The organism is Streptomyces sp. NPDC127038 (assembly GCF_042725875.1).
Lineage (GTDB): Bacteria > Actinomycetota > Actinomycetes > Streptomycetales > Streptomycetaceae > Streptomyces.
This window is the reverse complement of record NZ_JBHXDQ010000011.1, coordinates 1-20551: the sequence shown is the minus strand read 5'-3', so window position 1 is coordinate 20551 and position 20551 is coordinate 1. Positions and strand designations below refer to the sequence as shown.

Here is a 20551-nt window from a genome sequence, read left to right as displayed (position 1 = left end):
ACGAATGTCCTCTCCGACGCCTGCGAGGTGAGCTGTCGGGTTCGGGCGGGAGATGCCCGGCCGCGCTGTGAGCGCGGCTTCACCCCAAGCCGGTCCGGTTTGTCCGGATCGGCGGCTTACCTGTGGTTCCCCCGCTCCTGCCGTGCGTGGGTCGATGGGTTTCCGGGCGGCGGCAGGATTCGGCGATCCGCCCGGGGTCGACCAGAACGTATGCGAGAGCACATGTCCGAAACAAGGCGAGATTTGACCGCGAAGATCGCTTTCTCCTGGTTAAGGCGAGGGTAAAAAGTCCGATTGTGCCGGAATTGGATCCTCAACTTGCCTTTAGCGAAGGGGTTGCGTCGGAGAGGGCGCGGGGCGGCGGCAGGGCGGCCCGGTGACTCAACTCACGAGAGCAAAGGGCGCCAAGGCCGCATGAGGGGTAATTCGGGCATCGCGTTCGCGCCGAAGGGCGCCGCCGAGCCTCCTGGGAGGTGCCGAGCGGCCCCTTGTGGGAAGGGAATTGTGGCGTGGGCCACGTCAGGGGCGCGTGCCTCCCCTCGTGGAGAGGGGAGGGGGTGCCGGCCGGGAGTCCGGGCCGGTCCGGGCGGGGGCGGCGCGAAGTCCGGCTCGCGGCAGCGGTGTTGTCGATGGTCAGCGGAAGGGAGGTGGTGAAATCCCTTGTCCCGTAAGCCTCTTGAGTCGTGTCAGATGGAGGTGCGCGGGATTCTCTTCTCCCAGGTGCGGTGGAACACGACCTCGTCACCGTCCTTGCAGACCAGTTCGCCGCTCGTGATGAAGTCCCGCGCGTCGCAGCTGACGACGGAGACCGTCTCGACGCGGGCCTCCCACGGCAGGTCCGGGCGGTGCAGCCGGATCGACCAGGTCGAGCGGGTGCGCGCGGACAGCGGGTCCGACGACTCGATCGTGTAGGTCTCCAGCCCCTCCTCCGTGCATGCGAGGCCGTCGGGGTGCACGCGGGTGCCGCCCGGGCCCGGGGTCACCTCCAGGCTCCAGGTCCCCGCGGCCACGTCGCGCACCACCAGGCGCTGCGGCCGGGGCTCGTCCAGGGTCGCGGAGACGGTCACCCCGAGCGGCTCGGACTCCTCGGGCTCCGCGAAGGTGATCGTGGGGTCCGACTCCCTTGCCCGTACGGGGAGTTCGAGGACGCTGCCGATCGGCTCCAGGGTGAAGCCCGCCTCCGATCCGGGTTCCGGCCAGATCCAGGGCCAGTACGCGGAGGAGACGCCCAGCCGGATGCGGTGGCCGGCAGGGAACGCGTAGCCGATGGCGTTCAGGTCGAGGACCACGTTCTCCGTGGTGCCCGGACTCCAGGGAGCCGTCCGGCCGGGGCCTCTTCGCGCCGAGAGGTTCAGGGCGCCCCGGGTGACGAGTGTGGACGCTCCGTCCGGAGCCACGTCGCACAGCCGGGCGATCACCTGGCCCCCGGGCGCCGCGGACGTCAGCCGCAGACTGACCCGGGGCCGGCCCAGCACCCAGGTCTCCTCCGGCACCTCGAACTCGAAGCAGGCCGACCGGGCGTCCTCCTCCCGCTGGTCCGGCGGCAGGTCCGCGTCGTCGCCGAACGGGACGAGGCGGCCCGCGTCGACCCCGGTGTGCTGCGGGGACCGCACCGGCAGCGGGGCGCCCTGGAGCGCGTACGCGACCGGGGTCACCGAGGGGGAGGGCCAGGCGGGGTCCCCCACCCAGCGGCCGGCGATCCGGGGGTACACGGTCGCCGGAGGGTGCGCGTCCATCACGTAGGAGCGCAGCAGGGGGACGGCCAGCGCGTCCGTGTCCTCTTCCTTGAGCCAGTGGTCCCACCAGCGCAGCGTCTCCTGGAGGAAGCCGATCGCGGGCCCGGGCGGCAGGTCGCGGTCCGGGTACTGGCGGGACCAGGGGCCGATGAGACCCCGTACGCGGTCCGCCGGCAGGTTCCGCACCAGGCGCAGCACGGCGTCGCGGTGAGGGTCGTGCCAGCCGCCGACCGCGAGGACCGCCGCGCGAACGGCCCCGTACTCCTCAACGGCGCTCTCGTGGTGCCCGTGCCCGTGCGCATCCTCGGTCCGGTGGCCCGGCCCGCTGCGCGTGGAGGGGAGGGCGGCCTCCAGTCGTCTCTCCCACATGTCCCGCCACATGCCCTCGCCCACATGGGCGGGGTCCGGCGGGCGGGCTGCGAAGGCGAGGCGGGCGGCCGACCGGGCGTATGTGCCGACGGCGGAGACGGAACCTCCGACTCGGTGCGCGTCGTTCTCATAAGGGTCATGGAGGTCGTACGGGTCGTGGAGGTCGTACGGGTCGTGGAGGTCGTACGGGTCATGGGTGTCGTACGGGTCGTGGGGGCCGCGGGTGTCATGGAGGCCGTCGGCCGAGCAGACAGTGACGACCGCCTTGAGGGGCCCGGGGGCACGGGCCGCGACGCGGAGGGAGAGCAGGCCGCCCCACGCGATCCCGAACATGCCGACCCGGCCGGTGCACCAGGGCTGGGCGGCCAGCCAGGAGACCACCTCGACCGCGTCGTCCGGATCGGCCCCCGGGGACGCGCCCCCCGGTACGCCCTCCGAGTTCCCGTGGCCGCGCGCGTCCACGCGGACGGATGCGTAGCCGTGCCCGGCGTACCAGGGGTGGCGCTGCTGGTCGCGCGGGGCCGTCCCGTCGGTCAGGCGGTACGGGAGGTACTCCAGGAGCGCCGGCACGGGCTCCTCGGTCAGCGGCCGCCAGATCCGGGCGTACAGACGGGTGCCGTCCGGGAGGGGGACGAGGGCGTCCTCGTGAGTGGTCTCGTAGGGGAAGGACGTACGGATGTGCATGAGCGTCACCTCGGTGGACGGAAGACATCGTGCGGCACGGCACGGAACGGCGGCGCGCCGAACGCCACCAAGTGGTGGCGCAGCCCCTGGTGGCGCACCCCACGGCGGCACGCGGCACCGCGCCGTACGGAGCGGCGGCGCGCGCCGGGCCCGGGAGCGGGGCGGCCCGACAGTGGCCGTACGGGACCGTCGGGTACCGGTCGTACGGGACCGTCGGGTACCGGTCGTACGCGGGACGGGCCGTCGGGTCCCGGCCGTGCGGGGGAGCGGGTGCGACCGTCGGACACAGTCACCCCTTCCGGGTGCTTCTTCGCAGACCATCGCAAATCTGATCACATCATCCGATCATGAACATACCGTCCGTGATCGGGTGGCGCCCGTGAACCGGGGTACCCGCCGTTGGGGCACGCAGGTGCTTCCCGTATGCCTTCCGGGTGTACTCCCTCATACCTCCTGGCGGAGCGAAGTGGGCCGGGGGACGGTGGGCGCTCGCGGTGATCGAAACGTGACCGGATACGCTGACTTGAGTGATGGCAGCGACACATCGACAAACCGTGTCATCGACCGAATGATCGACCGAGTTCGCCATGTGATCGTCAGCAGACAGGAGAACCTCTCGTGACCGTCGTCGGGCCGTTCGGGCTGAGCGTGCGGGACCAGGCTCTCGAAGCCGATGTCCAGGCCGGATTGGCGGCTGTCGAGGAGGGTTTGCTCGAAGCCACCAAGAGCGAGGTCCCGTTCATCACGGAAGCCGCCCAGCACCTCGTGCGGGCCGGCGGCAAGCGGTTCAGGCCGCTGCTCGTGATGCTCGCCGCCCAGTTCGGTGACCCCTACGCGCCGGGTGTCGTGCCCTCGGCCGTGGTCGTCGAGCTGACCCATCTCGCCACGCTGTACCACGACGACGTGATGGACGAGGCCGAGGTCCGGCGCGGGGTGGACAGCGCCAACGTCCGCTGGGGCAACTCGCTGGCCGTCCTGACCGGCGACTTCCTGTTCGCCCGTGCCTCCTACATCCTGGCCGACCTCGGTCCCGAGGCCGTCCGGATCCAGGCCGAGGCGTTCGAGCGCCTGGTGACCGGGCAGATCCTGGAGACCGCGGGGCCGCGCGACGGCCGCGACCCGGTCGACCACTACCTCGACGTGCTCGGCGGCAAGACCGGATCGCTGGTCGCGGTCGCGTGCCGGTTCGGCGCGATGATGTCGGGCGCCGACGAGACGGTCGTGGACGTGCTCACGCAGTACGGGGAGCGGCTGGGCGTCGCCTTCCAGCTCGCGGACGACGTCCTCGACATCGCGTCCGACTCGCACGAGTCCGGCAAGACGCCGGGGACGGACCTGCGCGAGGGCATCGCCACGCTGCCGGTGCTGCGCCTGCGCGAGCGCGCGGAGCGCCTCGGCCTCGCCGAGGACATCGCGCTGTGCGAGCTGCTCGACTCCGACCTGACGGACGACGCGCGGCACGCGGAGGCGCTGGCCCGGCTGCGGGAGCACCCCGCGCTGGAGCAGGCGCGCCGTGACACCGTCCGCTACGCGGAGGAGGCGCGCGCCGCGCTGGCCCCGCTGCGCGAGTGCGACGCGAAGGCCGCGCTGGTGGAACTGGTGGACGCGGTGGTGCACCGGGCCGGCTGACACGCCGGCGCGGGCCGTGTACGAGCCCGGCGCGCGGGTCACCGGTCCAGGGCCGGCCGAGGCCGGCCCTGTGATCCCCTCCCCGGGGGGCGTCCGGCACCGGCCGGTACCGCGACGCGCCGGAGCCACTGCCCGGAGCCACTGCCTGCTGCCGTCAGCCACCTTCAGCAGCCGCCATCAGCCGTCAGTACCCTCCGTTGCTCCCCGTGCCCGTCGTGGCCGGTGACGGTGCGGAGGACGTCGACGCGGTGGGTGTGGTGATCTTTGCCCCGCTGGGGGTGACGGCCCACCAGGTCCCGTCCACACCCTGGCCGTACGGCTCCTTCGGCGAGTCGTCCTTGGCGTACCGGTAGAGGGGCCAGCCCGCGAGGGTGATCTGGGTGCTGCCGTCGTTGCGCTTGACCGTGGAGACCAGGCTCTTGTCGATGCCCTTCGTGGTCACCGAGCCGTTGGTCGTGGTCGTGGCCGCGGGCCAGAGCGCGGCGCAGGTGCTGTAACAGCTGACCTTGGTCGGGTTCGCCGAGTCCGCGTCGAAGCGGTAGAGGACGAACCCCTTGCCGTCGGTCACGACCGTGCCCAGTTTCGCGACGTTGGCGGTGGTCAGCATCGACGTCGCCGACCCCGTGCCGGCGTTCTGCGCCGAACTGCTGCTCTGCGGGGTGCTGCTCCCGCTGCTCTTGCTGCTGCTCCCGCCGCTCCCTCCTCCGCATCCCGCGAGCGTGAGCGCCAGAACGGCGGCGCCCATGGCGGCGTATCCCGTGACGTGCCTGACGGCAACCATGACGATCCCTCGATCCCTCGATCTTCGATCCTTCGTTCCCTCGAACCCTGAAGAGCTGTGCGATCCGATCGCTGCCACCCGTAAGTACGGATTCGCACCGTTTTTTACTCGAATGACCGAGGTGCTTGATGCCTTCCGGGTGACACGGGCGGGGAAAGGGGTGACCCCTACGGGTCGGGGGGAGGTACCGCGGTCTCACGTCATACCGCAGGACTACGCGGAGTTGAGCCCGCGGGTTGACGCTTTCATCCGCCGTATTTGGTCAGATGGAGAACACCACTCCTCACCGGTCCGGGTGAGAATGGCGGCTTAGGGGTGGAGCACGGAACGAGGGCAGGGCCGCCGCCGACGACGGAGGTAAGGCACACATGGCACCGTACGAATCCGACGACAGCGCGAGGGCCGCGGAGGCCGACGACAGGCTCGACGGGCGACGCAAGGCCGCGCGGTACGTCGTTCCGGTCGCGGTGGTGGGGGTGGCGGCGGCGACGATCGGACTCGTCCCGGCACTCGCCGACTCCGGGGACCCGAACCTTCCGAAGGTCACCGCGCAGCAACTCATCGAGAAGATCGCCAAGTCGGACGTGCAGCAGCTGTCCGGCACGGTCAAGATCAGCACGGATCTGGGGCTGCCCGACCTGGGCGGTCTGGAGAGCGGTCTGCTGTCCGGCGCGGCCAAGGGCCAGGGCGGTTCGTCGGCCGACCCGCAGTCCAAGCTCCTCGAACTGGCCTCCGGCACCCACACACTGCGCGTGGCGGCCGACGGACCGGACCGGGGCAAGGTCTCCCTCCTGGACAACGCCGCCGAGTACAGCGTCATCCACGACGGCAAGGACGTCTGGGGCTACGACAGCAAGTCGAACGAGGTCTACCACTCGACGTCCGCCGAGTCCGGGCACGCCGACGGAAAAGCCGGTGGGAAGACCGAGGGGAAGGCCCCGCGGGATGTCCCGGCCACCCCCAAGGACTTCGCCGACCAGGTGCTCAAGTCCGTCGACGACACGACCTCGGTCAAGGTCGACGGCACCGCGCACGTCGCTGGCCGCGACGCCTACAAGCTGGTCATCAAGCCCCGCCAGTCCGGCACCACGGTCGGCGCGATCAGCATCGCGGTGGACGCGAAGACGGGGCTGCCGCTGAAGTTCACGCTGACCCCGGCGAGCGGGGGCGCGGCCGTCGTGGACGCGGGCTTCACCCAGGTCGACTTCTCCCGTCCGGCCGCCTCCACGTTCGCCTTCACCCCGCCGAAGGGCGCGAAGGTCACCGAGGGCGACACGCCGAAGGGCGCGAAGGGCGGCGAGTCCAAGGGCCCGAAGGGCGCCGAGCCCAAGGGCGTGGAGAAGGGGTCGCCGAAGGGCCACGAGGGAGCGGCCGGCGGTCTCGGCGGTGCGAAGACGATCGGCGAGGGCTGGAACTCGATCGTCGTCCTCGACACCGGAGGCAAGGGCGTGCCCTCCGGCGCGTCCGGTGCGGCAGGCGCGACCGGCAACGGTGACGTCGCCGGATTCCTGAACTCCCTCGGTGACCACGTGAGCGGCAAGTTCGGTTCGGGCACGGTCTACTCGACCCGTCTGATCAACGCGCTGATCACGAACGACGGCAAGGTGTACGCCGGTGCCGTCACCAAGGCCGCGCTGGTGAAGGCCGCGAACGCGGCCCACTGAGGCAGATCCCGGGCGCGGCCGGGAGAAGCGAACCGAGGGAGTCCATGGAGGAGCTGTCCGCCGACGAGCCCGTCCCGGCACGCGATCCAGGTGTCGCCGGTGCCGGTGCCAGTACCGGTGTCGGTGCCGCGGACGAGGGCACGGTCATCGCGACCCGTGCCCTGAGCAAGCGGTACCGTGGCGGGCAGCTCGCCGTCGACGGCCTGGACCTGACCGTCCCGGCGGGCAGCGTCTTCGGCTTCCTCGGGCCGAACGGCTCGGGCAAGACCACCACCATCCGCATGCTGATGGGCCTGATCGAGCCGACCTCGGGCACGGCGAGCGTGCTGGGGCGGCCCATGCCCCGGTCCGCGCGCACCGTGCTCCCGCACGTAGGGGCCCTGATCGAGGGCCCCGCGCTCTACGGCTTCCTCTCCGGCCGGGACAACCTCGTCCGGTACGACTCCGCGGACCCGACCGCCGATCCCCGTACCCGCAGGGCACGCGTCGAGGCCGCGCTGGACCGGGTCGGACTGTCCGCGGCGGCGGGAAAGAAGGCGAAGGCGTACTCCCTGGGCATGAAGCAGCGGCTCGGTCTCGCGGCCGCGCTGCTGCAGCCCCGCCGGCTGCTCGTCCTGGACGAGCCGACCAACGGTCTCGACCCGCAGGGCATGCGCGAGATCCGTTCCCTGGTCAGGGAGCTGGCCTCCGACGGCACGACCGTCTTCCTCTCCTCGCACCTGCTCGACGAGATCGAGCAGGTCTGCACCCACGCGGCCGTGATGACCCGGGGCAGGCTCGTCGTCCAGGGCCCGGTGGCCGACCTCGCGGCCGGCGCGCGGGGCCGCCTGGTGGTGACCACCCCGGACACCGGGGACGCGGCACGGGTCCTCAAGGAGCAGGGTGTCCTGGACGCCGTCGTCACCGTCACGGGAGTGACCGCGGAGCCGCCGGACCGTGAACTCGCCGAAGTGAACGCCGCGTTGGTCTCGGCGGGCGTCCGGGTCCGCGGCTTCGGAGTCGAACGGGCCTCGCTGGAGGACGCGTTCGTGGCACTGACCGGGGAGGGATTCGATGTCGCGGGCTGAAAGTCCGCCGCGTGCGGACGCGCGGACGGCCGTGGAGCCGGGGTCCCGGCGCGGGCCGAGCCCGCTGTGGACCTTCGGGCTCTTCCGTGACGAGCTCGTCACCACCTTCCGCCGCTGGCGGACGATCGCGCTGCTCGGCGTGCTCGCGGCCGTCCCGGTCCTCATCGGCATCGCGGTGAAGATCGAGACGAACGGCGGTTCGTCCGCGGGCGGGGACCGGGGCCAGGGTCCCGCGTTCATCGCGCAGATCACCAACAACGGACTGTTCCTGGTCTTCACCGGGCTGGCCGCGACGCTCCCCTTCTTCCTGCCGATGGCGATCGGCGTCATCGCGGGCGACGCGATCGCGGGCGAGGCCAACGCCGGCACCCTGCGCTACCTCCTGGTCGCGCCCGCGGGACGCACCCGGCTGCTGCTCACGAAGTACGCGACCACGATGACCTTCTGCCTGGTGGCGACCCTGGTGGTGGCGGTGTCGGCGTTCGCGGTGGGCGCCCTGCTGTTCCCGCTCGGCGAGCTGACCACGATCTCCGGGACCCGGATCGGTCTCGGCGAGGGGCTCGGCAGGGCGCTGCTCATCGCCCTGGTCGTGGCGGCGTCACTGACCGGGGTCGCCGCGCTCGGCCTGTTCGTCTCCACGCTCACCAACAGCGGCATCGCGGCCATGGCGACCACGGTCGGTCTCCTGATCACCGTCCAGATCCTCGACCAGATCCCCCAACTGCACGCGCTCCAGCCGTACTTCTTCTCGCACTACTGGCTGTCCTTCGCCGACCTCATGCGCGACCCCGTCTACTGGGACGGCCTGGTCCGCGACCTCGGCCTCCAGGGCCTGTACGTCGCCGTGTTCGGGTCGGCCGCGTGGGCGCGGTTCACGACGAAGGACATCACCGCCTGAGCGGACGTGTCACCGCTCGTAGGGGAAGCGGGCGAGCGGCGCTTCCTGGGCGAAGAAGGTCTTCGCGCGGGTCAGGGCGCCGGTGTCGTTCAGTACGTCGCCGGGCTTGCTGCCGTTGCCGAGGAGGACTCCGCCGAAGCGCATCCCCATGTACGCGGCGGTGTGGTTCAGCGTGCCGATCAGGGGGCCGGCGACCTCGGGTTCCTCGTGCGCGAGCGCGGTGACGCCCCAGAGGGTGCGTCCGGCCAGGGTGGCCTTGAAGTCGACGCCGGGCGTACGGAGCCAGCCGGACCAGTGGTCCAGGTAGCGCTTGGTCAGTCCGGAGACGGAGTACCAGTACAGCGGTGAGGCGATCACGATGTCGGTGGCCGCGAGGGTGGCGTCGAGCAGGTGGGCCGTCGAGCTCGCCGCCGGTGGGCGTACGTGGTCGCCGTCCCGGCGGAGGTCCTCGAAGTCGGGAAGCTGGTGCTCTGTGAGGGAGAGCCAGCGCTGCTCCGTGTCCGCGGGGAGTTGGTCGGCCGCTCTGCGGGCCAGGGTTTCGGTGTTGCCGCCGGGGCGGCTGCTGCCGAGCACGAACAGGAATCTGCGGGTCATGGTTTCCCCCCGGGTGCGGCGGTGGTCAATTACACGCGTGAACAATATATGCACACGCATTTACCTGTCCAGGACGGGCCCTCTCCCTCTCGGAGGCCCGGCCCCAGTCCCGCCCGCCGACCCCCCAACAGCCTTCTTTCGCCCCCTCCGCCCCTACCCATCCCGTACCCGGGGCTCCGCCCCAGACCCCGCTCCTCAAACGCCGGAGGGGCTGAATCTCTCCCCACCCGGGGTGATCGGTCGAGGCTGAAGCTTTCCCTGCCCGGGGTGGCCGGTGGAGGCTGAAGCTTTCCCTGCCCGGGGTGGCCGGTGGAGGCTGAAGCTTTCCCCGCCTGGGGTGACCGGTCGGGGCTGAAAGCTGAGCGGGCAGGGCTGAAGCTTTCGCCAGCCGGAGCCGAAATCTGGACGCGCCAGCAGTCGGCCGCGGCGCCGTCGGGGCCGTGCCGGTACATCGATGGCCGTTGCCACCGACGTTCACACCTCATCCAACGGCGACGGCCTGATGCACCGGCTCGGCCCCGACCCACCCACCGGACCGACCCCGCACCCGCGACGCCGACCGGCCCTACCTGCTTGGCCCCGCCCACCCACCGGACCGACCCCGCACCCGCGACGCCGACCGGCCCTACCTGCTCGGCCGTGGTGGGCGTTGGATCCGGGGGACCGGGCCCGGAGCGGCGGGTGCGGCGGCGCCGGACGGGGGCGCGGGCCGGCGGCCGGACTGGAGGCGGGCCGCGTTCGCCGCGGGATTGACCGGGGCCGTCGCGCCCGCCACCGCCGGCCTCCCCCAGCTCTCAGGAACCGACGCGTGCCGCTCCACCGTCCCCCGCGCCCGCGCCTCCGCTAGCCGCGCCGCCTGCTCGGCCACCGGAGCGAACCCCGGAGCGGCGTTACCGCTCTGCGAGGGCACCTGCCGGACGGCCATGGCGGTCAGGGCGGCCTGGGTGTCCCGGGGAAACACGTCCCGGGGCAGCAGTTGCGACGCCGCACCGGTCACCTCGACCCGGTGCCGCCTGCCCCCCGCCTCGAAGGTGACCCCGTACCCGAGGTACTGCCGGTCCCGGTCGAACATCAGGTCGCCGCGCACCTGCCCGCCCCCGGCCCGCGTCCGCTCGCTCAGCTCCCGCAGGGCCTCCGGCATCGGTGCGGTCCGCCCGAGGCTCGCCACGTACGCCTCCGCCTCCACGTTCCCCTCCCGGAACCGCGGCCTCCCGTCGGCCCCGGTGGACATCCGCACCGCGCCGACCCGGTTGCCGGGATCGATGTCGATGGTGAGGCGGCCGTCCCCGCCGTACTCGCTCACGAACCGCTCCCGCAACGCCGTGAACTGCACCTGGTTCTCCAGCGCCGGCGGCAGGTTCGGCCCGTAGATGGTGACCCGCGCCTCGGGGTCGGCCTCCAGGATGATCTCGGCGTTGGCCACCCCCGTGCCGCCGGCGCCCGCGACCAGCCACGTCTTCGGAGCACCCTCCGCCGCCGCGGCACTCGCGTCGAAGCGGCCGAGGGCGATCTCGTCGCCGATGAAGACCCGCCCGGGAGCCGCGGCCCGCGCCTGCTCCCACCGGGCGGTCGCGTCGAGGGTCTGGAGCGCGGCCCGCGCCCCGCCGTCCGAGCGCAGCGTGTCGAGGACGCCTTCCTCCCGCAGTATCCGCAGCGCCCCCTCCGCGCCGACCTCCCCGGTCAGCCGGGCGCGCGCCGGCGAATCGGCGGGCAGCTGCCCCCGTAGGGCGTCGAGCGCCTCCGGCAGGTCCACCGCGTCCCGGCGGTCGACGCCCGGCACCATCTCCGGCGGCAGCCCGGTGGCCACGGTCGGCGTGCCCTCGACCTTCACATAGAGGTCGGGGGAGCCGTCGGCGGGCCGGATGTGCGCGTAGAGGCGGCCGTCGCCGGCCGGGACCAGGGCCGCGGTGCCGTCGACGAGGGGTCCGCGCACGGCGAGCTGGTCCTCCCACAGGCGCACCGCGTCGCGCGGCACCCGCGCGGTCGGATCGGCGAACTGGTGGGCGTCGCCGAGCCCGTTGGCCCGCATGTCCCTCGTCTGGTCGGGGGACTGGACGATGCCCTCGCCCGGGTCCAGGTGCCAGCGGCCGCGTGCGTCGACGAGCAGAGCCCGCGGGTCGCGTCCGACGAGGCTGGCGCCGCCGCCGACGACGACCTGGCGGGTGGGCCACTCGCCGGTGGCGGCGGTCTCCGCGCGCAGCCCGTCCAGGGTGGCGGCGCCGGCCCGGGTGCGTTCGTCGGCCGCCCCGGCCGCCGCCGCGGCGAGCTGCTCGCGGGGGACGGGGGAGCCGTCGGGCCGCAGCCCGGGCAGGGGAGGGGTTTCGGCGGACGCGCCGAGGGGCCGGGCGTGCTCGGCCCGGGAGCGGAACTCGTGCAGCTCGGTGGCGTCGGCAGCGTTCAACCGCTCGACGGGGACGGCCAGTTCGCGCAGGGCGCCGACCGCCGCGGGGGTCAGATGGGGGTCGACGAGGTCGCGGCGGATGTCGGCCGCCCGGAGCTCCGGCGTATGGCGGTCCGAGTCGGCGGGGGCCTGCGGACGCAGCCCCAGGTGGTCGATGAGGGCCGACAACTCGCCTCTGGACTCGGCGCGTTGGGAGGCGCCGAGAGAGGTGTCGTTCATGCGGGCGGCGAGGTGGTTGAGCTCACCGACCCGGCCGAGGTCCTCCTCGGTGAGGCTCAGGCGCCGCGCCGCGTTCCCGAGCCCGCCGCGGGCGAGCAGCTGCTCGCGGTTCGGGGCGACACCCGCGGCCCCGGGATCGCCGGCGGCGGCGCGGGTCGCCCGGTCGCGCACCGCGAGCAGTTCGCCGACCTCGTGGCTCAGCGCCCGTCCCACCTGGCGCGGGTCCATCCGGTCGGAGAGCTGGACGACGTGCTGGTCCGAGGTGGTGTTGACGTGGGTCCGCGCGACCGTGCCGGAGGGGAGCGGTACGGCGTCCAGCCGCAGGGTGAGGTTGCGGCCCCGGTCGTCGGTGAGCGCGAAGAAGCGGTCGCCCGCGGCGCCGGACCGCAGCTCGACCGAGGCCAGCCGCTGTCCGTAGAGGCTGCTCACCACCATCGGCAGGGTGCTCTCCGCCTGCGCGACGACGGCCGCCTGCCGTCCCGGGTCGGGCGCGGCGCCGGTGCCCGAGACGAAACGGCTGCCCGCGACGTCGGTCGCGGTGATGACGACGGGCTCCGCGCGCGGCCCGAGCGGTTCCTGGTCCACTGGCACTTTCCCCCTTGAACGGCCTCGTGGCACGTAAGATCTTGGCATGCTGATCGCCCGTTCGACGCAGGAAGCACACCTCTACATGGACCTCCACGCGTGTGCGTGCGGGGAGGAGGGCTTCGAGCGCGAGCACCGTCTCGACGAGCGTGACGGGGTCCTCGTCGCGGTGTACGAGGGTGTCTGCCCCCGGTGCGGCAGCGCCCGCTCGTTCGCGTTCCGGCTCACCGACGAACTCCCGCCCGAGCCACCGGCGTTCGGCGGTTCCGAGCCCTCGCGGATCATCGACCCCGGGGAGTTCCTGTGGGTCGGTGACCAGGTGGCCACGGACGCGGGGCTGCGGCTGCTGCACACCCCGCCCGCCGGGCGGCACGAGCAGCGCGAGGGCTCCGCGTTCGCGCTCGCGGCGGTCGAGGAGGTCCTCAAGTTCCTTCCGCAGGGCGCCGATCGGGTCCCGGCGGAGTCGTTCACCTCGGAGCGCGGCCGGGAGGAGTACGAGAGGGCCCCGCACCGCTTCGAGCGGGCCGCGCTCCTGGAGAACATCGCCCGCAAGCGCCGCATCCTGGAGAGCATCGCCCCCGTCGGCCCGCAGCCGGGCGCCTGACCCCTTCCCCCGGGTTCCCGCACCCCCGGCGCTCCCCGCACCCCCGGTGCTGCCCGCCCTCACGGCGCCCGCGGGGTCCGGGGCGCGGCGCGCGGTACGGCCGCGGCGGCCGGAGCCGTGGTTCCCGCGGTGCCCGGTGCCCGGCCGGCCGCCGGGACGGCGCTCCCGCCTCCCGACCGCAGGCGTGCCGCGGTGGCGACCCGGATCGTGGCATCACCCTGCCGGAAACCGACCACGCCACCACCCCCCGACACGACTCCACCGTCCCCCGGCACCACACCACCGGGCCCACCGGCCCCGGACACGGCCCCGACCGGCCCACCCGCCCCGGACGCCGACCCACCCGGGCCACCGAGCCCTGACGCCACCCCACCGGGCCCGCTCGCCCCGGACACCGCTCCCACCGGCGCACCCGCACCCGCCCCGGACACGGCCCCCACCGGCCCACCCGCCCCGACCGGCCATGCGCCGAGTCCCGTCCCCGCCCCGGCCGACGCGCCGAGTCCCGGTGCCGTCGCCGGGGCCGGTCCCGTGGGGAACGCGCCCCGCTCCGAGGTGATCAGCGCGGTGGCCAGGCCCCCCTCGACCAGCTTCTCCGCGTTCTCGCGGCCGACCGAGAACCCGCGCCCCGAGGTGCCGCGCGCGTACAGGTCCTCGATCATGGCCTCGGGGGCCATGCGACCCCCGTACGGGTCACGGCCCGCGTCGAACTCGATGCGTCCCTGCTGCCAGCGGCCCGCGTTCTGGGCGAGGCACTGTTCGACGGGGACCTCGACCGAGAGCAGGACGCGCCGGTCGTAGCCGTCGGCGCGCAGGTCGCCGAGGAGCTTCTCGTTCCAGTGCTGGTCGCGCAGGGTCGCGTCGTAGAGGAGGTTGTAGCCCTCGGAGCGCGCCCACTGCTCGAAGACCCCCTGGAGGAAGGCCGACTCGCGGTGCGTGAGCGAGGCCGTCTCGGACGGGGCGAGCGGCCGGCCGTCGGACAACTCGCGGGCGTGCGGCGGAAGATACGGTGATCCGCCGTGCTCGAAGATCGCGACCTTGAACGCGTCCGGGTCCAGGACCACGTAGTCGCGTACGTCGATGCCGTGCGCGTGTCTCAGGGCCCGGCCCAGTTCGTCGTCGCGCCCCTGCCACGCGTCGAGCGCGCGCAGCGCGCCGCCCTTCCCGGCCCCGGGTGCCCCGGCGGTGAGCAGGGCGGCGTGGCCGTCGCGCGGCATGCCCGCGCAGCGCGCCCTGAACTCCGCCAGAATCGCGGAGTGCATCCGTTCGCGGTCCGGCGTCCACAGCGCACCGCGCCTGAACCGTCCGAACGTGTCGGCGCCGCCCGGCGCGAGATCACCGCCCGGGGACATCCGGGTCTGCAACTCCCGGTACAGCGGGCGGTATTCGGGTCCGAGCCCCGCCTCCGGCCTGTCGCCCGTGGTCATGGCAGCCGCTCGGCCCCGTCCGCCGGGCCGTCCGGCCGGCCGTCGATCCTGCGCTGGATCTCCTCCACGTCCTCGCGGGTCACCTGCCCGAGCAGCCGTGCCGCGGCGAGCACGGACAGCGTGTTGTCCTGGTGGGTCGGCTCGGGGTGGCCCTCGTCGAGCCCTTCCTCGGCCTCGAAGGGCCAGCCGGCGACGGTCGCGATCATCTGCTCACGTTCCACGAATCCGGCGGCGTAGAGGCCGAGGTAGGCACGCAGGGAGGGGGCCGAGCCTGCGGCGGACGCGCCGGGTGCGGGGGTGTCGTTCATGGGCGGAGTATTCCTCCTTCACCAGAGACTGGTCTCGTACGGATCCGGGCCGGGCCGCTGCCGGGACGCGGCGACGGCGTCCTCGTACGACTCGACCGCGGGTGGTGTCTTCGGGCGGTGGCTGCCGTCCTTGCAGCCCGCGAACGGGCCACTGGGGGAACGCAGTTCGGACAGTACGGCGCCGAGGTGGTCGCGGTGCCAGACGGCGGGTCCTGACGCGCCGGCCGCCGGGTCGGTGTGCTCCTGCCAGGCCAGCCACAGCCCGTGCAGCCGGGCGACCGCCTCCGGGTGCTCCCACCAGCGCGGGCACCAGGGCTGCTGCGAGCTGACCTCCCGGCCGTAGACGGGCACGAGCAGATCGGCCACCCAGACGGCCAGCCGTCCCATCTCCTCGGTGTACTCGTGGCCGTCGAGGCAGAGGATGAACGGCGGTGCCTCGGTGTACTGCTGACCGGAGTCGACGGTCGTCATCGGCTGGTGATCCTCTCTGTCGCGCGGGCCGTGATGGCCTTCACCTCGGCCTGTGCCGCCGTCGCGACGCGGTCGGCGCCCGGTTCGGCGTACCAGGGGCGGAGCCGGACCAGGGCCGGTCTGATGCCGGTGGCCAGGAGCAGGGCGGTGCCCTTGGGCAGGGCGCGGATGCGGTCGGCGGGCAGGATGCGCTCCACGCGGTACGAGGTCGACCGGGACCGTCCTTCCCGGCTCCTGGACCAGCTGACCGTCGACACCTCGTGCTCGCCGACCAGCCGGGAGACCTTCTCCACGAAGTCGGCGTCGTCGAGTCCCGCGCCGAGCAGCTTGATGGTCGCGGCCGACCACAGCGCGTCCATGCCCGCCTCGCCCCAGACCCGCGAGCCCTGCCGGTAACTCTGGAGCAGCGTCACGATGTTGATGCCCCGTGAGCCGAAGTGCGAGTACAGATCGGGGAGATCGGAGATGCGGCAGACGTTCGCCGCCTCGTCGAGGACCGCCGTCATCGGCGGTTCGAGGCGTCCGCCCATCCGCTCGGCGGCGACGACTCCCGCACGCAGTACGGAGTCCGCGGCGGCGGCGACGACACCGGCCGCGGAGCCGCCGCCGTCCTTGGAGAGCAGATAGAGCGTGTCGCGGGACAGGACGTGCCGGTCGGGGAAGAACTGGGGGAGTGCGGGATCGGGGGTGACCCAGGCGGCGATCCCCGGGTCGAGGAGACAGGCGACGCACTGGCGGCTGGTCTCGTAGATGCCGTCCCGGGTCTCCACCGCGCCCTGCACGGTGCCGTGCAGCTGGTCCGCGAGTGCCGTCATGCCGGCGTCGCGGAGCAGGTCGACGGGGGTGCGGTCGGCCGGGTCGGCCAGCCAGGCGAGGACCTCGCCGATGGGGCGTCCGCCGCGCTGGGCGGCGTGGAAGAGGGCCGTGAGCGTGTTCTGGGCGGCGGAGATCCAGAAGTCGCGGCGCGAGGCGTCGTCGTTGACCGCGCCGACGAAGTGCCCGGCCAGCCGGCGGGCGCCCTCGATCGTGGCCGCCTCCGCGAGCATGTCCCACCACAGGCCGCGCGGGCTGTGGGCGATGCCCTGGGGGTCGAACGTCCAGACCCGGCCGACGCGTTCGCGTTCCGCCCGGGTCACGCTGTACACGTCCGCCTTGTTCGAGGTCAGCAGCACGCTGCCGCGGGCCCGCAGGACGCGCGGGACCGCGATGCCGGTGGACTTGCCCGCGCGGGGTGCCATCAGGTCGAGCTCCACGTCCTCGTAGCTGGAGCGGAGTTCGGGGCCGCGGGGTTCGAGGTCGCCGATCAGGTTCCCGGTGTCGTCAGGGGTGACCTTTCCCAGTTTGGCCAGCCCTGGCCGGAGTTCACGGGCCCGCCGGGCGGCGCCCCTGGGCAGGAGGGCGGCCAGTTCCTTGCGGCCGGCGAGACCGGTGGGCGCGGTGAGCCGGCGTCGTACGAGCACGGTCAGGGCGGTGATCGCCGCCACGACGGTGCCGAGGACGGTGGCCATGCCCGCGGCGAGCGCGGTCGGTGAGGTGGTCGGCCACAGGGGGGCCGGGCCCTTCTTCACCAGGGTCGAGAGGGTGGACAGGGCGAAGGGGGGCGGGTGCCAGCCCGCGCCGGTCGCCGCCGCGCCCAGGGTTCCGCCCAGCCAGGCGCCGAAGAACGCGGTGCCGATGAGGAACGCGGTCCCCGGCACGATCCAGGGGAGGAGGTCCTCCCCGGCTCCGGGTCCCGTCCTGCGTGTGCTGCGCATCTCTGCTCCCCCGTTGGATTTTTCTCGCCCCCGCCGCCCCTGCCCGTCCCGTTCCGGGGTGGTGCCCCCGGACCCCCCTGCCGCGCTCCGCGCGGGTCCTCAAACGCCGGACGGGCTGGAACTTCCCTTGTGCAAGGACGGCTTGCCCGCTTCCGACCAGCGGGTGTTCGTGTTGTGCAGGGCCCGTTCGGTGTCCGTGATGGACACCTTGATCGGGATGCCGGGGCGGCCGCCCACCTTGATCAGGAAGCGTCCGCGGCCCGGCGGCTCCTCGTTGCCGCCGGTGCTGGCCCAGCCGGGCGGCGACGACCAGGACGACACGAGCTCGATCTCGCGCTCGGACATGCCGACGATCTCGCCGAGCTCCCGCATCTCCGAGCGGGGGAGCCCGGCGCAGACGACCATGCCCGCCCGCTCCACGAAGCCGCGCGCCTTGGCGCGGTCGGACTCGCTGCCGAGGGCCTCGGCGTCCTTCAGCGTGTGGGTGATCTTCGCGTCGCCGAGGCCGAGCGACCGGTTCAATCGGGTCAGCGCGTCGATCCGCTCCACGATGCCGGAGGCGGCCCGCAGCGGGCGCCACAGCTCGTCGAGGACGGTGAAGAACCAGCGCTGCGGGGCGAGTCCGGCGTCGGCGAGCGCGTGCGCGGCGGCCACCGTGCCGAGCCCGTCGGACCAGGCCGCGAGCATCGCCGCGGCGGTCAGCTGGGTGTCGGCCTCGCCGATCCGGGAGATGTCCACGCAGACCGCGGGCGAGGCCGGGTCGATCCGGGTGGACGTCTCGCTGGCGAAGGTGTCGCCGAGCGGGCCGTCGAGCACGCCGAGCAGCGAGCGGTGCAGCGGGTCCACGGCCTCCTGGTAGCGGGCCTCGTTGCCACGGTCGAGCGTCACCGCGCGGACCCGGTCGGGACCCTCGTCCAGCACCTTCAGCAGATCCGGCAGGAGCGGCGGCCGCCCCGGCTTCGTACGCTCCGCGAGATGGTGCAGACAGGCGGACAGCACCGACTGCTCGTGGTCGTCCATGGGGCGCCCGCGCACGATGGTGATCAGCGCCGCGACCATGTTCAGCACCCGGCCGTGCGCCTCCGCGGCCAGGATCCGGCCGCGCTCGCCGCCGATCCGGGCCGCGGCCTCGCCCATCGCGCCCGGGTCGAGGACGTTGATGCCGCCGACCCCGCGCCCGATGGAGATCACCTGGCCGCCCAGCGCCCGTACGGTGTCGGCGTAGTCGGGCTTGAGGTCGCCGAGCACCAGCGGTGTGATGCCGGTCGCGGACATGCCGATGAGCATCCGGTTGACCAGGGTCGACTTGCCGAGGCCGGGCATGCCGAGCATGAACAGCGACGGGTTGGAGATGTAACGGGCCCGGGTGAACCAGGAGATGGGGTCGCCGCACACGGTCGCGCCGGTGTGCAGATGCTGGCCGAGCGGGACGCCGGTCATCGGCGCGCCGGAGCCGGCCGTGAACGGCCACAGCCCGCACGCCTGCACGGTGGTCGCGCGCCACAGCGCGGGCGGGTCGACGTGCCCGACCTGGCCGCCCGCGGGGCCGTACCAGCCGCGCGGCGGCGCGACGGCGGGACCGCCCGGGGCCGTCCGGGTCCCCGGTGCCTGCTGCCTGCTCACAGTGCCTCCCTGATCTGGTACGGGACGAGGGTGTGCTCCCACGGGAGCAGGCCGACCGGCAGCGTGCAGGTGAAGGCCGCGGCCTGCATGCGGTCGGCGGGGCGCATCAGGATGCGGGACGAGGCCTGGAGGTTGCGCACGGTGACGCCCGCGTCCTGCAACTGCGCCTCGTCGTCCACGGTGACCGTCACCATCAGCGAGAACTCCACGAGTCCCGCGCCCGCCGCCTCCTCGGCCGCGGTCTGCTCGGCCGCCTGCATCTCCGAACTGGCCCGCGCCTGGACGAGACCGCGCTTGGAGCCCGCCATGAAGTGCGCGGTGCGCCGGTCGGACTCGACGATGCGGGCCGAGGTCGCCGGGTCGATCGGCCGGTAGATCAGGGAGACCCGCTTGCGCCGGGTGCCAGGGGCCGGTTCGAGGAGCCCGCGCAGCACGCTGGAGCGGACCGTGCCGCGCGGCGCGAGCGTCAGCATCCAGGTGCGCGAGACACCCGAGTCGTGCTTGTACGCGGTGACGGTCTCCACGGCCGCGGCCGGGCCCGCGTCGGCCCACTCCACCCCGGTCTCGGCGTGCTCGGCGCGGGCGCTGAGCACATCGGGCGCGATGGCGGGGTCGTACGCGACCCGGACGATCTCGGCGAGCCGGTCGGCCGCCAGCGGGTAGGCGCTGCCGCCGCCCGCCGCGACCAGTCCGGACAGCAGTCCGGGCAGCCGCATCGACAGGTCGGTGACGATGTCGTCCGTGCCGCGCCTGGGGCCGCCCGTCGGACCGTAGGTCAGGGCGATGTACGTGTGCATCTCGGAGGAAGCCGACGGGTAGCGCTCGACGACCTCCTCCATCACGGCGCGCGCGGCGGCCGGCGCGTCGGGGGCGATCCGGGGGAGCACCTCGGCCGCGAGCCGGGTCCCGGTGTCGGGGGCGGTCTCCACGACGACCTGGGCTCCGCGCAGGCCCGGTTCGTGCGAGAGCCGGGCGAGCCAGTCGCCCCAGGAGGCCACCCAGATGTCGACCTGGGAGGGGTCGACCAGGGAACCGCCGTCGGGTTCACAGGCCAGGACCACCGTGTACAGGCCGCGGCCGGGGTGGTGCAGCACGCCGAAGGGACGGTTGTAGGCGTCGCGGCCCTCGTGCATCCGGGTGCGCGCGAGCAGTCCGGGCGGCTGGTAGCGGCCGCCGGGGCGCTTGGACAGCGGACCGGAGAGGTAGGTGTGCGAGCCGGACGACTTGCGCCGGGTCCAGCCGACGCGGACCGCGAGGACCTGGTAGACGTTGCGGCCGTCGACCGTGCGCAGGGCCAGCGGGGCGAGGAAGAGCCCGACCGGTACGAGGACGGCGATCGCGGCCGTCAGCGACACCAGGGAGGCCAGCAGCGCCACCAGCAGTCCGCCGAAGGCGACGACGGTGCCGAGCAGACCCAGCGGACCGAGTCCGGGACGGCGGGGCCTGCGCCAGTTCCCGTACGTGGGACGCGTCATGGCGTCGGTGGACATGGGGTTCCTTCTTCCGGCTCGAAGCGCTGGATACGTGACTGGGGTGGGGTTCCGGGGCGGTGGCCGCCCCCGTGACGGCGGGAGGCGCGCCGCCCCGGAACCCGCTCGGGGCCGTGGCTTCTCGGCCTCGTGGCCGCTACTGGTTGTGGCCCTTCATCCCGTCGTTGTCGTTCAGGGAGTTGGCGACCTCGCTCGCCGCGGCGACACCGGTCTGTACGGCGACCGCGGCGGCCTGTACGGCGAGGGT

15 protein-coding genes and 1 riboswitch are annotated in these 20551 nt (G+C 73.3%); of the genes, 5 read left to right on the top strand and 10 right to left on the bottom strand.

Annotated elements, in window-relative coordinates:
• Window positions 1-2: 2 nt before the first annotated feature.
• Window positions 3-195: riboswitch (cyclic di-AMP (ydaO/yuaA leader) on the bottom strand.
• Between the two features lie 491 nt (window positions 196-686).
• The gene (locus tag ACFWI4_RS11075) at window positions 687-2789 is read right to left on the bottom strand and encodes a CocE/NonD family hydrolase (RefSeq protein ID WP_387193715.1); all 2103 of its coding nucleotides are present in this window, start codon (window positions 2787-2789) and stop codon (window positions 687-689) included.
• A gap of 618 nt (window positions 2790-3407) precedes the next feature.
• Here ACFWI4_RS11075 and ACFWI4_RS11070 point away from each other — a divergent pair.
• Window positions 3408-4418, top strand: coding sequence for a polyprenyl synthetase family protein (locus ACFWI4_RS11070; RefSeq protein WP_328554042.1), 1011 nt, complete (start codon window positions 3408-3410; stop codon window positions 4416-4418).
• 184 nt (window positions 4419-4602) lie between these two features.
• Here ACFWI4_RS11070 and ACFWI4_RS11065 read toward each other — a convergent pair whose 3' ends face one another.
• Window positions 4603-5199, bottom strand: coding sequence for a hypothetical protein (locus tag ACFWI4_RS11065; RefSeq protein WP_387193712.1), 597 nt, complete (start codon window positions 5197-5199; stop codon window positions 4603-4605).
• 368 nt (window positions 5200-5567) lie between these two features.
• On the opposite strand from ACFWI4_RS11065, the gene ACFWI4_RS11060 reads away from it, so the two are divergent.
• Genes ACFWI4_RS11060 through ACFWI4_RS11050 form a run of 3 tightly spaced genes read left to right on the top strand, consistent with a single transcriptional unit; the run spans window position 5568 to window position 8828 of the window.
• Window positions 5568-6863, top strand: a complete 1296-nt coding sequence (locus ACFWI4_RS11060; protein ID WP_387193709.1) for an outer membrane lipoprotein carrier protein LolA — start codon at window positions 5568-5570, stop codon at window positions 6861-6863.
• A 44-nt stretch (window positions 6864-6907) separates the two neighbouring features.
• Window positions 6908-7930, top strand: coding sequence for an ABC transporter ATP-binding protein (locus ACFWI4_RS11055; RefSeq protein WP_387193706.1), 1023 nt, complete (start codon window positions 6908-6910; stop codon window positions 7928-7930).
• Window positions 7917-8828, top strand: a complete 912-nt coding sequence (locus ACFWI4_RS11050) for an ABC transporter permease (RefSeq protein WP_387193703.1) — start codon at window positions 7917-7919, stop codon at window positions 8826-8828. The genes ACFWI4_RS11055 and ACFWI4_RS11050 overlap by 14 nt, the downstream gene beginning before the upstream one ends.
• Window positions 8829-8837: 9 nt before the next feature.
• Here the strand turns inward: ACFWI4_RS11050 and ACFWI4_RS11045 are convergent, their stop codons facing one another.
• Entirely contained in the window at window positions 8838-9422 is a 585-nt protein-coding gene (locus ACFWI4_RS11045; protein WP_387193700.1) for a flavodoxin family protein, read from the bottom strand.
• 625 nt (window positions 9423-10047) lie between these two features.
• On the bottom strand, window positions 10048-12627 hold the full coding sequence (locus ACFWI4_RS11040; protein WP_387193697.1) for a hypothetical protein: 2580 nt from the start codon (window positions 12625-12627) through the stop codon (window positions 10048-10050).
• Between the two features lie 46 nt (window positions 12628-12673).
• On the opposite strand from ACFWI4_RS11040, the gene ACFWI4_RS11035 reads away from it, so the two are divergent.
• Window positions 12674-13231 (top strand): hypothetical protein, encoded by a 558-nt coding sequence (locus ACFWI4_RS11035; RefSeq protein WP_387193693.1) that lies wholly within the window; start codon window positions 12674-12676, stop codon window positions 13229-13231.
• A gap of 59 nt (window positions 13232-13290) precedes the next feature.
• On the opposite strand, the gene ACFWI4_RS11030 is transcribed toward ACFWI4_RS11035, so the two are convergent.
• From ACFWI4_RS11030 to ACFWI4_RS11005, 6 genes are all read right to left on the bottom strand, one after another.
• A complete protein-coding gene (locus ACFWI4_RS11030; protein ID WP_387193689.1) occupies window positions 13291-14658 on the bottom strand; it encodes a zeta toxin family protein in 1368 nt (455 codons plus the stop codon).
• Window positions 14655-14966: a hypothetical protein gene (locus ACFWI4_RS11025; protein WP_385408989.1), complete on the bottom strand. Its 312-nt coding sequence runs from the start codon at window positions 14964-14966 to the stop codon at window positions 14655-14657. The genes ACFWI4_RS11030 and ACFWI4_RS11025 overlap by 4 nt, the downstream gene beginning before the upstream one ends.
• Before the next feature lie 18 nt (window positions 14967-14984).
• On the bottom strand, window positions 14985-15437 hold the full coding sequence (locus ACFWI4_RS11020) for a DUF4913 domain-containing protein (protein ID WP_387193685.1): 453 nt from the start codon (window positions 15435-15437) through the stop codon (window positions 14985-14987).
• Entirely contained in the window at window positions 15434-17191 is a 1758-nt protein-coding gene (locus tag ACFWI4_RS11015; RefSeq protein WP_387193682.1) for a type IV secretory system conjugative DNA transfer family protein, read from the bottom strand. Before ACFWI4_RS11015 ends, ACFWI4_RS11020 begins: the two co-directional genes overlap by 4 nt.
• A gap of 99 nt (window positions 17192-17290) precedes the next feature.
• Window positions 17291-18814, bottom strand: a complete 1524-nt coding sequence (locus ACFWI4_RS11010; protein WP_387193679.1) for an ATP/GTP-binding protein — start codon at window positions 18812-18814, stop codon at window positions 17291-17293.
• Entirely contained in the window at window positions 18811-20304 is a 1494-nt protein-coding gene (locus ACFWI4_RS11005) for an SCO6880 family protein (RefSeq protein ID WP_387193676.1), read from the bottom strand. Before ACFWI4_RS11005 ends, ACFWI4_RS11010 begins: the two co-directional genes overlap by 4 nt.
• Between the last annotated feature and the right edge of the window lie 247 nt (window positions 20305-20551).

Coding starts and splice junctions, on each gene's coding strand:
- ACFWI4_RS11075 (WP_387193715.1), bottom strand. CDS start 2,789: ATGCACATCCGTACGTCCTTCCCCTACGAGACCACTCACGAGGACGCC.
- ACFWI4_RS11065 (WP_387193712.1), bottom strand. CDS start 5,199: ATGGTTGCCGTCAGGCACGTCACGGGATACGCCGCCATGGGCGCCGCC.
- ACFWI4_RS11060 (WP_387193709.1), top strand. CDS start 5,568: ATGGCACCGTACGAATCCGACGACAGCGCGAGGGCCGCGGAGGCCGAC.
- ACFWI4_RS11055 (WP_387193706.1), top strand. CDS start 6,908: ATGGAGGAGCTGTCCGCCGACGAGCCCGTCCCGGCACGCGATCCAGGT.
- ACFWI4_RS11050 (WP_387193703.1), top strand. CDS start 7,917: ATGTCGCGGGCTGAAAGTCCGCCGCGTGCGGACGCGCGGACGGCCGTG.
- ACFWI4_RS11045 (WP_387193700.1), bottom strand. CDS start 9,422: ATGACCCGCAGATTCCTGTTCGTGCTCGGCAGCAGCCGCCCCGGCGGC.
- ACFWI4_RS11035 (WP_387193693.1), top strand. CDS start 12,674: ATGCTGATCGCCCGTTCGACGCAGGAAGCACACCTCTACATGGACCTC.
- ACFWI4_RS11030 (WP_387193689.1), bottom strand. CDS start 14,658: ATGACCACGGGCGACAGGCCGGAGGCGGGGCTCGGACCCGAATACCGC.
- ACFWI4_RS11025 (WP_385408989.1), bottom strand. CDS start 14,966: ATGAACGACACCCCCGCACCCGGCGCGTCCGCCGCAGGCTCGGCCCCC.
- ACFWI4_RS11020 (WP_387193685.1), bottom strand. CDS start 15,437: ATGACGACCGTCGACTCCGGTCAGCAGTACACCGAGGCACCGCCGTTC.
- ACFWI4_RS11015 (WP_387193682.1), bottom strand. CDS start 17,191: ATGCGCAGCACACGCAGGACGGGACCCGGAGCCGGGGAGGACCTCCTC.
- ACFWI4_RS11005 (WP_387193676.1), bottom strand. CDS start 20,304: ATGTCCACCGACGCCATGACGCGTCCCACGTACGGGAACTGGCGCAGG.